Origin of the sequence: Halomonas shengliensis, from assembly GCF_900104135.1 — a bacterium.
Classification (GTDB): Bacteria; Pseudomonadota; Gammaproteobacteria; order Pseudomonadales; family Halomonadaceae; genus Halomonas; species Halomonas shengliensis.
In genome coordinates this window covers 384,968-397,949 of sequence record NZ_FNIV01000001.1, presented here as the reverse complement: position 1 = coordinate 397,949, position 12,982 = coordinate 384,968, and the positions used below count along the sequence as shown (strand labels likewise).

At 69.5% G+C, this 12,982-nt stretch carries 15 protein-coding genes; all 15 read right to left on the bottom strand.

Going from position 1 to position 12,982, the window contains the following annotated elements:
- Positions 1–92: 92 nt before the first annotated feature.
- Entirely contained in the window at positions 93–1,130 is a 1,038-nt protein-coding gene (locus tag BLP95_RS01800; RefSeq protein WP_089676549.1) for a c-type cytochrome, read from the bottom strand.
- A gap of 13 nt (positions 1,131–1,143) precedes the next feature.
- Positions 1,144–1,794, bottom strand: coding sequence for a c-type cytochrome (locus BLP95_RS01795; RefSeq protein ID WP_089676547.1), 651 nt, complete (start codon positions 1,792–1,794; stop codon positions 1,144–1,146).
- Between the two features lie 72 nt (positions 1,795–1,866).
- The gene (locus BLP95_RS01790; protein ID WP_089676545.1) at positions 1,867–3,201 is read right to left on the bottom strand and encodes an ATP-binding protein; all 1,335 of its coding nucleotides are present in this window, start codon (positions 3,199–3,201) and stop codon (positions 1,867–1,869) included.
- The gene (locus tag BLP95_RS01785; RefSeq protein WP_023006284.1) at positions 3,198–3,887 is read right to left on the bottom strand and encodes a response regulator; all 690 of its coding nucleotides are present in this window, start codon (positions 3,885–3,887) and stop codon (positions 3,198–3,200) included. The genes BLP95_RS01790 and BLP95_RS01785 overlap by 4 nt, the downstream gene beginning before the upstream one ends.
- A 157-nt stretch (positions 3,888–4,044) precedes the next feature.
- Complete coding sequence (locus BLP95_RS01780) at positions 4,045–4,458, bottom strand: DUF6691 family protein (RefSeq protein ID WP_089676542.1); 414 nt, start codon at positions 4,456–4,458, stop codon at positions 4,045–4,047.
- A complete protein-coding gene (locus BLP95_RS01775) occupies positions 4,455–4,928 on the bottom strand; it encodes a YeeE/YedE family protein (protein ID WP_089676540.1) in 474 nt (157 codons plus the stop codon). The genes BLP95_RS01780 and BLP95_RS01775 overlap by 4 nt, the downstream gene beginning before the upstream one ends.
- A 33-nt stretch (positions 4,929–4,961) precedes the next feature.
- On the bottom strand, positions 4,962–6,770 hold the full coding sequence (locus BLP95_RS01770; protein ID WP_089676538.1) for a SulP family inorganic anion transporter: 1,809 nt from the start codon (positions 6,768–6,770) through the stop codon (positions 4,962–4,964).
- Between the two features lie 3 nt (positions 6,771–6,773).
- On the bottom strand, positions 6,774–7,208 hold the full coding sequence (locus tag BLP95_RS01765) for a protein tyrosine phosphatase family protein (RefSeq protein WP_089676536.1): 435 nt from the start codon (positions 7,206–7,208) through the stop codon (positions 6,774–6,776).
- A gap of 19 nt (positions 7,209–7,227) precedes the next feature.
- Positions 7,228–8,109 carry an MBL fold metallo-hydrolase gene (locus BLP95_RS01760; protein WP_089676534.1) on the bottom strand — a complete coding sequence of 294 codons (882 nt, stop codon included), beginning with the start codon at positions 8,107–8,109 and terminating at the stop codon, positions 7,228–7,230.
- A gap of 156 nt (positions 8,110–8,265) precedes the next feature.
- Positions 8,266–9,177, bottom strand: coding sequence for an MBL fold metallo-hydrolase (locus BLP95_RS01755; RefSeq protein WP_089676532.1), 912 nt, complete (start codon positions 9,175–9,177; stop codon positions 8,266–8,268).
- 199 nt (positions 9,178–9,376) lie between these two features.
- Entirely contained in the window at positions 9,377–9,568 is a 192-nt protein-coding gene (locus tag BLP95_RS01750; RefSeq protein ID WP_089676530.1) for a YgaP family membrane protein, read from the bottom strand.
- Positions 9,569–9,591: 23 nt separating this feature from the next.
- The gene (locus tag BLP95_RS01745; RefSeq protein ID WP_089676528.1) at positions 9,592–10,080 is read right to left on the bottom strand and encodes a DsrE family protein; all 489 of its coding nucleotides are present in this window, start codon (positions 10,078–10,080) and stop codon (positions 9,592–9,594) included.
- Between the two features lie 48 nt (positions 10,081–10,128).
- Positions 10,129–10,713 carry a rhodanese-like domain-containing protein gene (locus BLP95_RS01740; RefSeq protein WP_089676892.1) on the bottom strand — a complete coding sequence of 195 codons (585 nt, stop codon included), beginning with the start codon at positions 10,711–10,713 and terminating at the stop codon, positions 10,129–10,131.
- 185 nt (positions 10,714–10,898) lie between these two features.
- Positions 10,899–11,063, bottom strand: coding sequence for a hypothetical protein (locus BLP95_RS16950; RefSeq protein WP_218118508.1), 165 nt, complete (start codon positions 11,061–11,063; stop codon positions 10,899–10,901).
- A 424-nt stretch (positions 11,064–11,487) separates the two neighbouring features.
- Positions 11,488–12,897 (bottom strand): MBL fold metallo-hydrolase RNA specificity domain-containing protein, encoded by a 1,410-nt coding sequence (locus BLP95_RS01730; protein ID WP_089676526.1) that lies wholly within the window; start codon positions 12,895–12,897, stop codon positions 11,488–11,490.
- Between the last annotated feature and the right edge of the window lie 85 nt (positions 12,898–12,982).

Genomic DNA, 12,982 nt, shown 5'->3' with positions numbered 1-12,982 from the left:
CCCCCCGTGACGAGAAAGGCCCCGACCGGCTGCTGCCGGACGGGGCCTTCCTGCCTGCCTCCTGGCGCCGAGGACTCGGCGCCGGGGTCGGCCTACTGATCGACCTCGAGGTCCTCGAAGCGCGGCTGGCCGACGTTCCAGGGCTTGATCTCCTCGCCCTTCTCGCCCCAGTTGGCGTGGTCGGCGAGACGGTGGCCATCCACCTCACGGACCTGGCCGTAGCTGGAGTGCTTGTGGAAGGTGGGGCCGAACTTCTCCAGCACCTCGTCCACGCTGCCGGTGTAACGCGGGTCCTGCGGACGCTCCTGCTGGGTCATGTAGTAGGCGATGTCCCAGGCCTCCTGGTCGGAGAGCGACAGCGGCTGGCCCAGCGGCATGTTGTTCTTGATGAACCCGGCCGCGGTGTGGGTGCGCACGATGCCCGCTCCCCAGTTGTTGGAGCCGTCGCCCCAGGGGGCGGGGAAGACATACTCGCCGTCCTGGTAGAGGCCGCCACCGTCCTCGCCGTGGCAGACCGCACAGTTCTCCACGTAGAGGGCCTCGCCGTTGGCGTAGCTCAGCTCTTCGGGGCGCTCCGGTGCCGGGAAGCCGCGGCCGTAGATGGGCTGGTCCGGGTACATGGGGGCGCCCTTGGCCAGCCACTGGTGGTAGGCGGAGAGCGCCAGCATGTCGTCGCTGCCGTACTCGGGCGGGGTGCCGTTCATGGAGTAGGCGAAGCAGCCGGCGATGCGCTCCTCGAGGTTGTTGACGTGCTGGTTCTTGCCGCGGAAGTCCGGCAGGGTCACCGCCGCCGGCCACACCGGGGCGCTGAAGGGCTGACGCCCCTCGCCCAGGTGGCAGCTGGAGCAGTTCATGTCGTTGAAGACGTTCTTGCCACGCAGCTGCTGGGTGTTGGTGAACAGCTCGTAGCCACGCCGGATCACCGCCTTGGTCTGCGGCTTCATGTCGGCCGCCTCGAGGTCCGCCATGGTCGGCGGCACGTGGACCAGCTCGCCCTCCTGGGGCGCCGGATAGCCCATCTCCACCAGCTTGTCGTAGGGATGCCCCTCGGTCTCGGCCCAGGCGACCAGGCTTGCGCCGGCGGCCAGGGTCGCGCCGGCCAGTACCAGCGTCTTCCTGCGATTGCTCATGGTCTCGTCTCCCTTACTCGTCGGCCGCCGGCTGGCTGGCCAGCCAGGCCGCCACGGCGGTGATGTCCTCGTCGCTCATGCGCTGGGCGATGGCCCCCATCAGGTTCTGGGGGTCATTGCTGCGCTCGCCGGCCTGCCAGGCGCGCAGCTGGCTCTCGATATAGCCGGCGTGCTGGCCGGCGATGCCGGGGAAGGTGCCGCCCACGCCCTGGTTACCGGGACCATGGCAGCTCTTGCAGGAGACGATGTACTCGTCCCAGTCGCCGCGCATGGCGATCTGCTCGCCGCGGGCCAGCACCGCCTCGTCGACGTCGCCGCCATCACCCTGGGTGGCGGGCAACTGGCTGTAGTAGGCCGCCACATCGGCGATCTGCTGGTCATCGAGCATGTTGGCGAAGGGCATCATGCTGGCGTTCTGTCGACGCCCTGCCTGGAAGTCATGCAGCTGCTTGGCGATGTAGCCGGCATCCAGCCCCGCCAGGCGCGGCCAGGACTGCCCGCCCGGCACGTTCATGCCGCTGCCGTCGGCCTGGTGGCAGGCCACGCAGGTGCCCGCCGCCGCCTCGCCGCGCTCGGCGTCCCCCTCGAGCGCCAGGGCCTGGCCGGCGGCCAGGCCGGCGCCCAGCAGCAGGCCGAGCCCGCTCACGATCCTCTTGCTGGTCATCGGTATTCCCCTCTTGATGTCGTGGGTCTTGTCTTGGGTCTTCTATCGTGGCCCCGGGCGCGGGGCGATCCCTCATGCCCCTGACGGGGCGTCATGGCTCGCCTGGACCGGGAAGGTCAGGCGCGCCTCCAGTCCGCCCTGCTCGGGACGGACGAATGCCAGGCCGCCACCGAAGCGCTCGGTGATGGCGGCCACCACGGCCAGGCCCAGACCGCTGCCGTGCTGCTTGCTGGCGCGCCAGAAGCGCCGCGACATCTGCGCCAGGGCCTCGTCATCGACGCCGGGGCCCTGGTCGATCACCCGAAAGGTCACCGCGCCTCCGGGCTCGCTCTCGGCGTCGAGCGTCACCCTGGCCCCCTCGCCGCCGTGGCGCAGGGCGTTGTCGATCAGGTTGCGCAGCGCGGTCACCGCCAGCTCCCGCGGCAGCGCCAGGGGCGCCTCGGGCCAGGCCTCCGGCAGCGCGAAACGCGCGGTGGGCGCGCCGCTGTCGCGCAGCGCCAGGGCCACCACCTCGGCGGGGCGACACAGGGAGCCATCCTCGAAGGTCAGCCGCCCCTCGACCCGCGCCAGCATCAGCAACTGGTCGAGGATCCGCGCCAGGCGCTCGACCCCCTCCTCAGCGTAGGCGACGGCCTCGCGTGCCGCCTCGCCCTCCACCCGGCCGGCCACCTGCAGGTGGGTCTTGATGGCGGTGAGGGGCGTGCGCAGCTCGTGGGCGGCATCGTTGGTGAAGCGCTGCTCGCGCACGATGGCCTGCTGGATGCGCGCCAGCAGGCCGTTGAGGGTCTCCACCAGCGGGCGCAGCTCGCCGGGCACCCCGTAGGTAGCCACCGGTGCCAGGGCATCCGGATGGCGGCGCGCCAGCGAGTCGCGCAGCCGGGCGATGGGCGCCAGGCCGCGCACCACGCCGATCCACAGCGCCACCAGGCTGCCCAGCATGGCCACCACGAAGGGCAGCGTGGCGGTCTTGATCACGTTGCCCAGCAGCAGATCCCGCTCGTCCATGCGGTCGGCGGTGGTGATGGTCAGCCCGCCCCGCTCATAGGTGAACACCCGCCAGGTCACGCCGCCCTCCTCGCGGTAGGCATGGCCGCGTTCTCCTGCCGCCAGGATCGACTCCAGGTCGGTGTGGGTGCGCGCCATGATCTCGCCACGCGGCGAGTGCACCTGGCAGGCGAGCCCCTCGATGGGGGGGATCGACAGCGCCCGCCGGTCCGCCTCGAGCCACACCTCCTCGGGCAGCTGGGCCATCAGCCCCGCCACCATGCGCGCCGACTGCGCCAGGCGCTGGTCCAGGGTGGCCACGAACTGCTCCTCGAGGTCACGCAACAGCCAGGCGGCGGCCAGCCCCCAGAGCAGCGCCAGGGTGACGCCCAGGGTCAGCAGCAGCCGCGTGCGCAGGCTCACGCGCGCGCCTCGCCGGCGCCCTCGCCCAGCGGCGGCCCCAGCCGGTAGCCGAGCCCGCGCACCGTCTCGATCACCTCGCCACCGAGCTTGCGGCGCAGGTGGTGGATATGCACGTTGAGGGCGTTGCTCTCCACGTCCTCGCTCATGCCGTAGAGGCTGTCCTTGAGCTGGTCGGCGGAGAGCACGCTGCGCGGCGCCTGGAGGAAGGCCTCCAGCAGCACCAGCTCGCGGCGCGACAGCGACACCGGCCGGCCGCGCAGGGTCACCTCGCGGGCCACCGGGTCGAGGCACAGGGCGCCGTGCTCGATCAGCGGGTGGGAGCGGCCGGCGGCACGCCGCAGCAGCGCCTGCAGCCGCGCCACCAGCTCGTCGAGGTCGAAGGGCTTGACCAGGTAGTCGTCGGCGCCGCCCTGCAGCCCCGCCACCCGGTCGCTCACCGCATCGCGGGCCGTCAGCACCAGCACCGGGGTGGTCACCCCGGCGTCGCGCCACTCCTCGAGCAGGGCGAGGCCGTCGCCGTCGGGCAGGCCGCGGTCGAGGATCACCACGTCGCTGGCCACGCTCTCCAGGACTCGGCGCGCCTCGGCGATGCTGGCCACGTGATCGACGACGTAGTCGTGCATCGCCAGCCCGGCGCGAATGCCCGAGGCCACCAGGGCGTCATCCTCGATCAACAGTACGTGCATGGCAGGGTCCTCTCGTTGTGCGACATCCTGTCACCGCGCCATTAAGCCTGCGTTAATGGTTATAGGGTTATAAGCCGCCCGCGGCGATCCATTGGTCGTAGACGACGACGCCCCCGCCGGCGGGGCCTGCGGGGGCGTCGCTTAATGCAGATCAGGCTCAGCCCCGGGCGGGGATCGCCCTGGCCAGGAACCAGCCAGCGACCATTGCCACCAGCATGGCGACCAGCGGGGCGGTGAGCCCGCCCACGGAGGCGATGGCCGGCCCCGGGCAGTAGCCGGAGAGGCCCCAGCCGATGCCGAACAGCGCCGAACCGCCGATCAGACGGGCATCCAGGTCCTGGCGGGTGGGCAGCTGGAAGCGCTCGGCGAACAGCGGGTTGGGGCGCCGCAGCACCAGCCGGTAGCCGATGAAGTTGGTGACCACGGCACCGCCGAGCACGAACATCAGGGTCGGGTCCCAGGCGCCGGCGACGTCGAGGAAGCCCAGCACCCTGGCCGGGTCGGTCATGCCGGAGACGGCAAGCCCCAGGCCGAAGATCAGCCCGGCGATATAGCCCATGAGCGTTTTCATGCGCCACCTCCGATCACGTGCCGAACCACGAACACGGTAATGATCGCCGCCACCAGGAAGGTGACGGTCGCTACCATCGAGCGCACCGAGAGCCGCGAGAGGCCGCAGACTCCATGGCCGCTGGTGCAGCCGCTGCCCAGGCCGGTGCCCAGGCCCACCAGCAGGCCGGCGACGAGCATCAGCGCCGCGCCGCCGGCGGGTTCACCGATCACCCGGCCGGTGACGTCGACGGCGCCGCCGGCGACATTGCCCAGGCCACCGCCCAGCAGCATCACCACGAGGGGGCCGCTGATCAGGCCGAGCACGAAGGTGAGGCGCCAGGCGCTGTCGCCCTTCGGCCGGGCGGTGATCAGGGTGCCGACGATGCCGCTGATGCCGGCGATGCGGCCCAGGGTGGCCATCAGCCAGGTGGCAGAGAGGCCGATCAGCACACCGCCGGCCAGTCCCTGCAGGGATGAACTCCAGTCCACGCTTTCTTCTCCTATCGTCGAAAAAAATTGTCGTCAGGGCATCCGCGGATGCGGTTGTGCCTCGTCGTCGAAGGTCGCGCCCGGCACGGCGCCCATCTGCATCTCGGCGCAGCGCCGCGACAGCCGGCCGTCGCCGACACCGCGCAGCTCCTGCCAGGCATCATAGGTGCTCAGGAACACCTTGCCGGTCATCTCGTGGCAGAACTCGGTGTGCTGCAGGCGATCCATCACCGGCCCCTTGACCTCGGCCAGATGCAGCGCCACGCCGGAATCCTTGAGACGCGCGTTGATCGCCTCCAGGCTCTCCAGCGCCGAGGCATCGATGACATTGACCGCCTGGCAGGCCAGCACGATGTGCTCGAGGCCCGGCTGGCGGGCGGCCAGCGCCATCACGGTGTCCTCCAGGTAGCGGGCGTTGGCGAAGTAGAGGCTCTCGTCGACGCGCAGGATGACCAGGCGCTCGTCGGTCTCGACCCGGTGGCGCTGCACGTTGCGGAAGTGCTCGGTGCCCGGCACCCGCCCCACCACGGCGCTGTGCGGCCGGCTGGTGCGGTAGAGGTGCAGCGCCAGCGACAGCCCCACGCCGACCATGATACCGCTCTCCACGCCATGCCCCAGGGTCACGGCGATGGTGCCCAGCATGGCGGCGAAGTCGCTGCGCGAATAGGCCCAGGTGCGGCGGATGGCGCCCAGGTCCACCAGCGAGAGCACCGCCACGATGATGGTGGCCGCCAGGGTGGCGATGGGCAGGTAGGCGATCAACGGGGTGAGCAGCAGCGCCGCCACGCCGATGCCCACCGCGGTGAAGGCCCCGGCGGCCGGGGTCTCGGCGCCGGCGTCGAAGTTGACCACCGAGCGCGAGAAGCCGCCGGTCACCGGCATGCCGCCGGTCAGCGAGGCGGCGATGTTGGAGGTGCCGAGCCCCACCAGCTCCTGGTCGGGGTCGATGCGCTGGCGGCGCTTGGCGGCGAGCGTCTGCCCCACCGACACCGACTCCACGAAGCCGACGATACTGATCAGCAGCGCCGCCACCACGAGCTCGCGCCACAGGCCGGCGTCGAAGGCAGGCCAGGTCAGCGGCGGCAGCCCTGCGGGCACCTCGCCGACCAGCGCCACGCCACGCTCGTCGAGCCCCAGGGCCCAGCTGGCCAGGGTGGTGGCGGCCACGGCGAGGATCGGCGCGGCCTTGGTGAGCATGTCCGCCGGCCGCGCCGGCACGCCGAGCCGGCGCAGGGCCGGATTGAGCCAGCGGCGCGCGGCATAGAGGAAGGCCAGCACGGAGAGACCGATGACCAGGGTGGGGCCGTTGACCTCCCCCAGGCTGCCCGCCAGGCCGCCGGCGAGCTCCAGCAGGTTGTGGCCGCTCGCCTCGACGCCCAGCACATGGCGCAGCTGGCTCGCCGCGATGATCAGCCCGGAGGCGGTGATGAAACCCGAGATCACCGGGTGGCTCAGGAAGTTGGCCAAGAAGCCCAGCCGTGCCACTCCCATCAGGGTCAGCATCAGCCCCGACATCAGCGCCAGGGCCAGGGCGGCGGCGAGGTACTCCGGGCTGCCCTGGGGGGCGATCTTGCCCACCGCCGCGGCGGTCATCAGCGAGACCACCGCCACCGGCCCCACCGAGAGGGTGCGGCTGGTGCCGAACACGGCGTAGACCACCAGCGGCGCGATGCTGGCGTAGAGCCCCACCTCGGGTGGCAGCCCGGCCAGCATGGCGTAGGCCAGCGACTGCGGGATCAGCATGATGGTGACGATCACCGCCGCCAGCAGGTCGCTGGATAGCGTCGCCCGGCCATAGCCGGGCAGCCACTGCAGGATCGGCAGGTAGCGCCTGGGGTTCATGGCTCAGCCCCGCCCCGCGGCGGCCTCCAGCAGCGGGCGCCGCTCCTCGAGGTCATGGCCCGCGGCACGGGCCGCGGCCAGCAGCGCCGGGATGTCGCAGCTCTCGCCCTGGCTGCGGGCGTGGGCCCAGAGGTGCACGGCGCGCTTGCCGGTCTTGCAGAAGGCCAGGATCGGCGTGGGCAGGGTCTCCAGCGCCTCGCCGAAGGCGGCGATATCGGCCGCGGAGTAGTCGCCCGGGGTCACCGGGATGCAGCGCCACTCGAGGCCCAGCTCGGCGGCACGCTCGCGGAGGGGGCGGTCGTCGGGATGGTCCTCGGCCTCGCCGGGGCGGCGGTTGCAGACCACCGAACGGAAGCCGCGGCGGGCGACCTCGTCGAGATCGGCCGGGGTGACGGCGTCGGTGATGGCGAAGCCGGGTTCGAGCTCATGGATCTGCATGCAGGCACTCTCCTCTATCTCAGAACTTGTTGATCGGCACCTTGAGGTAGATCTGGCCGTTGTCCTCGGCGGGGGGCATCTCGCCGGCGCGCATGTTCACCTGTACCGAGGGGATGATCAGCCGCGGCATGCCCAGGGTGGCGTCGCGCTCGGTGCGCATCCTGACGAACTCCTCCTCGCCGATGCCCTCGTGGACGTGCACGTTGTGGGCGCGCTGCTCGGCCACGCTGGTCTCGTGCTGGTACTCCTCGCGCTCCGGCGCCTTGTAGTCGTGGCATAGGAAGAGGCGCGTCTCCTCGGGCAGCGCCAGAACCTTCTGGATGGAGCGATAGAGGGTGCGCGCGTCGCCGCCGGGGAAGTCGCAGCGGGCGGTGCCGTAGTCGGGCATGAACAGGGTGTCACCGACGAAGGCGGCGTCGCCGATCACGTAGGTCAGGCAGGCCGGGGTGTGGCCCGGGGTGTGCAGTACCCGCCCCTCGAGGTTGCCGATGGCGAAGGTGTCGCCCTCCTCGAAGAGGCGGTCGAACTGGCTGCCATCACGGGCGAACTCGGTGCCGGCATTGAAGGCCTTGCCGAAGACGTCCTGCACCACGGTGATCCTGGCGCCTATGCCGGTCAGCCCGCCCAGCTTCTCGTGCAGGTAGGGGGCGGCGGAGAGGTGGTCGGCGTGCACGTGGGTCTCGAGGATCCACGCCACCTCGAGGCCGTTGTCGCGTACGAAGGCGATGATCTCGTCGGCGGAGCGCACGTCGGTGCGACCGGCGGCGTAGTCGAAGTCGAGCACCGAGTCGAGGATGGCGCAGGCGTTGCTGTCGGGATCCTGCACCACGTAGCTGAAGGTGTTGGTGGGCTCGTCGAAGAAGTGGGTGACGATGGGTCGTGGCGAGTTGGTCCTGGACATGGGGAACAACCTCCGTGGGATGTCGTGTGCCGGTATGCCGACAGCATAGCCCAACTTACGTTCTAAGCATAGATTATTTGGAAATATGACACCCTCGCCCTGAGACGCCTCGAAACACCACGGGCCCCGGTGGTTCGGAGCCCGTGGACGGTGAGCCTACTCCCAGGCGGCGCCCTCCAGGGCATCCAGGGGGATCTTGAGGTAGCGCCTGCCGTTGGCCTCGGGCTCCGGCAGGCGCCCGCCACGGGTATTCACCTGCAGGGAGTGGAGGATCAGCTTGGGCATGGGCAGCTCGCTGTCGCGCTGGTCGCGCATGGCCGTGTATTCCGCCTCGCTGACGCCGTCGGCCAGGTGCTTGTTGGTCTCGCGCTGCTCGCGCACCGTGCTCTCCCACTCTGGCTCGCGGCCGTCGGGCATGTAGTCGTGGCCGGTGAACAGGCGGGTGTCGTCGGGCAGCGCCAGGATCGCCTGGATGGAGCGCCACAGCTGGTGGGCATCACCCCCGGGGAAGTCGGCCCGGGCGGTGCCGAAGTCCGGCTGGAAGAGGGTGTCGTGGACGAAGGCGGCGTCGCCCACCACGTAGGTGATCGAGGCCAGGGTATGCCCCGGCGAGAACATCACCCGCGCCTCCAGCTCGCCGATGGAGAAGGTCTCCCCCTCGGCGAACAGGCGATCCCACTGGGAGCCGTCGGCGGGGAAGTCGGGCCAGTGGTAGATCTCCTTCCACAGCTTCTGTACCTCCACCACCTTCTCGCCGATAGCGGTGGGTGCGCCGGTCTGCTCGCTCAGGTAGCGTGCCGCCGAGAAGTGGTCGGCATGCGGATGGGTGTCCAGCACCCACTCCACCTCGAGCCCCTTCTCCTTCACGTAGGCGAGCAGCTCGTCGGCGTGGTGGGTGGCGGTGGCCCCGGACTTCTCGTCGAAGTCGTATACCGGGTCGATGATGGCGCACTTGCCGGTGGCGGGGTCGCTGACCACGTACTGGATGGAGAAGGTGCGCGAGTCGAAGAAGCCGGCCACCTCGGGGCTGCCGGCGCCACTGCTGGGAGAGAGGGCAAAGGTCTTCATGGACGTCCTCCGATAGGGTTCGGGGTGGGTCGACCACCGATTGCTTTATATGGAATAAGCTTAGCTTAAAAATTACTATGTGGCGATTGTACCGCTGCATGGCGGCGATAGCCGCGGTCACCAGGCCCATAAAAACAGGCGCCCGCGACCTTGCGGCCGCGGGCGCCTTGCCGGTAGCGCCGGCACAGGCCGGCGATGGCTACTTCTTCAGCTTGCAGGTGTTCATGCCCAGCAGCTTGTAGGCCGGGCAGAAGTTGAACAGGCCGGTGGCCAGCGGCAGGACGCCGATCCAGCCCCAGGCGCCGATGGTGCCGGTCAGTGCCAGCACGATCAGCAGGATGCCGACCGCGATGCGCAGGACCTTGTCGATGCCACCCACGTTGCGTGTCATGTCACTCTCCTCGATGAATCTGCTCAGAAGTTGAAGACCGGTACGGACGGGTCACGCATCAGCTCGGCGATCGGGCCCGGTGCGGCGATGCCCACCCCCTCGCGCAGCACCTCTTCACCATAGTCGCGGTTGGGCAGGTAGATGGCGCAGACATCCACCTGGGCCCCCTTGTTCATCAGCATCTGCATGATGCCCTCGGGGGTAACCTGGCCGGCGGGGTTGCTCGGCGGGGTGTTGATCGGCTGGGTGCTCTGGTAGCCCTCCATCGCCAGGTCACCGGCCTGGTCGCAGAGCAGCAGCTGCAGGTCGGTGCCCTGCTGCTGCATGGCGTTGGCCAGGATCATCGCCATGCCCTGGGTCTCCAGGGAGTCGCTGGTCAGGATCACCAGCGCCTTATCACCCATCGCCTTGCCCTCCTCGGCCTCCCCGCCATGGCTGTCGGCCAGGGCCGCGGCGCCGAAGGCGAGGGTACCGGCGGCGAGCGCCGCACTCAGGGTCGTCTTGATGCTCATGAAACCACCTCGCGGTCATTGGGTAGTGAAGGAACCGGGTTAGCGTCGTTACTGCGCCGGGCGCCAGGCTACGTCGGGGTCGACCTCGTAGCTCCAGGGCAGCCCGGAGTTACGCCAGCCGTTCACCGCGCGCACGCCCTTGGAGTCACCCTCCTCGAGCTTGCCTCCCTCGAAGCCGTCGGTGACGGAGTAGACCTCGCTGAAGCCCATCGCGGCGATGGCGTCGGCGGCCGGAGCGCTGCGGGTGGAGCCCGAGCGGCACATCACGATGATCGGGTCATCCTCGGCCACGCCCAGCGCCTCAAGTTCGGCGCGCATCTGCTCGGCGAAGTCAGGGTTCTTGACCATCGGCCAGGTCCTGGCCTCGGCGTCGAAGCTGTCGCGGTCGGCGAGCACCCAGGGGACATGGATATCGGTGGGCTCGGCGAAGCCGGTGAACTTGATCTCGACGGGGTCGCGCACGTCGATGAGCACCGCTCGCTCGTTCTCCTGCATCAGTTCCCAGGCCTCGGCGGCGTTGACGTAGAGCCCCAGTTGGGTCTCGCGATAGGCCGCGGCCTCCTCGGCAAGGGCCGGGCCCGCCGCGAGCAGCGCCGCCAGGGCGGTCGAGGCCAGAAGATCCTTCAACGCCATTTTCATAATAAAAACCTCTAAGCTAATTACAAAATAAACGTCACTGAAGGATAGTCCGCTCAGACTGCTTTGCCATGGGGCATCTGGCCGCACCTTGATATGGGTCAAGTCACCCGGCCCATGCGGGCCATCACGACGGGCAGGTTGACTCTCGCGTGTCGGCGACCGTAGCGGTCCTGGCAGGCCTATGCCGCCGCAGGCGGCCCGAACAGCCGGTCGGTGAACCTCACGTACCAGGCCGCGGACTGCACCTGGATGATATAGGCCAGGGCGATCAGCAGGGCGGCATCGGTGCCCGCCTCGCCGAAGGCGTTCATCGCCAGCGCCAGGGCGATGGAGAGGTTGCGCATCACCGTGCCGTAGACCAGGGCGATGCCGTCACCCCGCGATAGCTAGGCCCGGGCCATCAGGGTGCTGAGCAGGAGGTTGATGGCATACAGCAGCAGCAGCGGCACGGCGATCTCCAGCAGCAGCCCGGGGCTCGCGAGCAGGGCATCGGCCTTGAGTGCCATGGCCACGAAAACGATCCCCAGCACCCCCCAGGGTGGAGAGCGGCGGAAAGCGCGGTGCCCAGCGCTTCCGGAAGCCCTCGGCGCCATGGCGCTTGATCAGCCAGTGCCGCGTGAGCTGGCCGGCCAGCAGGGGAATGCCCACCACCAGGTGGCGCGTCAGTGCCTGGCTCACGCCCATCATGCTCACCCCTTCCGCTCCATCGTTGCCATCACGCTGCGCCTGCGCCCGCGTGACGGCAAGAGGACAGGTTGTCGCGGTGGCTCAGAGCTCGATGCGGTCACCGTAGGCGGGAATCTCGGCCTCGATCTCGCTCTCGGCCAGGGCCGACTGGAGCACCTTCTGGGTCTCGGGCTCGCCGTGCACCAGGTAGAAGCGCGGGCGGTTGCGGAAGGCCCCGGCCCAGCCGATCAGCTGGCTCTGGCCGGCATGGGCGGAGAAGCCGCCGATGGTGTGCACCCTGGCCTTCACCGCCAGGTCGTGGCCGAACACGCGGATGCGCTCGGCGCCGTCGACGACCTGGCGGCCGATGGTGCCGGCGGCCTGGAAGCCGACGATCACCAGCCGGGTGGCGGGTTTCTCGAGGTTGTAGCGGAAGTGGTGGACGATGCGCCCACCGTTGCACATACCGGCGCCGGCGATGATGATCGCCCCGCCGTGGATGCGGTTGATGGCCATGGACTCCTCCACGGTGCGGGTCATGCGCAGCACCGGCAGGTACTGGCCGGGGTCGCCGCTGGCGGCCTTGTTGAGCACCTTGAGGTCGTCGGGGTCGAGCGCCTTGCGCGCCCGGTGGTAGAGCTCGGTGACTTTGATCGCCATGGGGCTATCGAGGAACACCAGCTGCTGGCGCAGGCGCCCCTCGTGGTAGAGCACGCTGAGGTGGTAGAGGATCTCCTGGCTGCGCCCCACCGCGAACGCGGGGATCAGCACGTTGCCGCCGTCGGCGTGGGCCTCCTCCAGCACGCTGGCGAACTCCTCCAGGGTCTCCTCCAGGGGACGATGGTCGCGGTCGCCGTAGGTGCTCTCCATCAGCACCAGGTCGGCCTCATAGAGCTTCTCGGGGTCCTTCATCAGCACCGAGCTGGGATTGCCCAGGTCGCCGGAGAACACCAGGCGCTTCTCCTGGCCGCCGGAGGGCACACCTAGCTCGACGATCGCCGAGCCGAGGATATGGCCGGCGTCGCGGAACACCAGGGTCACGCCGCCGGGCAGGTTGACCGGCTGGCCATAGGGGTGGGAGACGCACTGGGCGAGGGTCTGCGCCACGTCGTCGAGGTCGTAGAGCGGCTCCACCAGCGGCTTGTCGTGGCGGCTGCGCCACTTGTTCTCCCACTCGATGTCCTTGGCCATCACGAAGGCCGCGTCCTGGAGCATGATCTCCAGCAGGTCGCGGGTGCCGCGGGTGCAGTGGATGGGCCCACGATAGCCCTCGCGCACCAGCTTGGGCAGCAGGCCCGAATGGTCTAGGTGGCCATGGGAGAGCACCACCGCCTCTAGCTCCTTCACCAGCTTGCCGAAGGGCTTGTCGTTGGCGCGGTCGGCGTCCGCCCCGCCCTGGTGCAGGCCACACTCCAGCAGCAGCCGGTGGGGCCCATTCTCGCCGTCCACCTCGAGCAGGTAGCGGGACCCGGTGACTTCCCCCACTGCACCCAGAAAGGTCAGTGTCGACATGTGCATGCTCTCCCGTCTGCTGGCGATCCCTGTCGGGCCGTTGTCTGCCTTCAGCATAACGGATCACTCCCTTCCTGACGCCTGC

What these genes read in the sequence shown, in the direction of transcription:
- BLP95_RS01760 (WP_089676534.1), bottom strand. Translation starts at nt 8,109, where the DNA reads ATGTCCAGGACCAACTCGCCACGACCCATCGTCACCCACTTCTTCGAC.
- BLP95_RS01750 (WP_089676530.1), bottom strand. Translation starts at nt 9,568, where the DNA reads ATGACACGCAACGTGGGTGGCATCGACAAGGTCCTGCGCATCGCGGTC.
- BLP95_RS01765 (WP_089676536.1), bottom strand. Translation starts at nt 7,208, where the DNA reads ATGCAGATCCATGAGCTCGAACCCGGCTTCGCCATCACCGACGCCGTC.
- BLP95_RS01785 (WP_023006284.1), bottom strand. Translation starts at nt 3,887, where the DNA reads ATGCACGTACTGTTGATCGAGGATGACGCCCTGGTGGCCTCGGGCATT.
- BLP95_RS01780 (WP_089676542.1), bottom strand. Translation starts at nt 4,458, where the DNA reads ATGAAAACGCTCATGGGCTATATCGCCGGGCTGATCTTCGGCCTGGGG.
- BLP95_RS01745 (WP_089676528.1), bottom strand. Translation starts at nt 10,080, where the DNA reads ATGAGCATCAAGACGACCCTGAGTGCGGCGCTCGCCGCCGGTACCCTC.
- BLP95_RS16950 (WP_218118508.1), bottom strand. Translation starts at nt 11,063, where the DNA reads ATGCGCAACCTCTCCATCGCCCTGGCGCTGGCGATGAACGCCTTCGGC.
- BLP95_RS01740 (WP_089676892.1), bottom strand. Translation starts at nt 10,713, where the DNA reads ATGGCGTTGAAGGATCTTCTGGCCTCGACCGCCCTGGCGGCGCTGCTC.
- BLP95_RS01770 (WP_089676538.1), bottom strand. Translation starts at nt 6,770, where the DNA reads ATGAACCCCAGGCGCTACCTGCCGATCCTGCAGTGGCTGCCCGGCTAT.
- BLP95_RS01730 (WP_089676526.1), bottom strand. Translation starts at nt 12,897, where the DNA reads ATGTCGACACTGACCTTTCTGGGTGCAGTGGGGGAAGTCACCGGGTCC.
- BLP95_RS01795 (WP_089676547.1), bottom strand. Translation starts at nt 1,794, where the DNA reads ATGACCAGCAAGAGGATCGTGAGCGGGCTCGGCCTGCTGCTGGGCGCC.
- BLP95_RS01800 (WP_089676549.1), bottom strand. Translation starts at nt 1,130, where the DNA reads ATGAGCAATCGCAGGAAGACGCTGGTACTGGCCGGCGCGACCCTGGCC.
- BLP95_RS01755 (WP_089676532.1), bottom strand. Translation starts at nt 9,177, where the DNA reads ATGAAGACCTTTGCCCTCTCTCCCAGCAGTGGCGCCGGCAGCCCCGAG.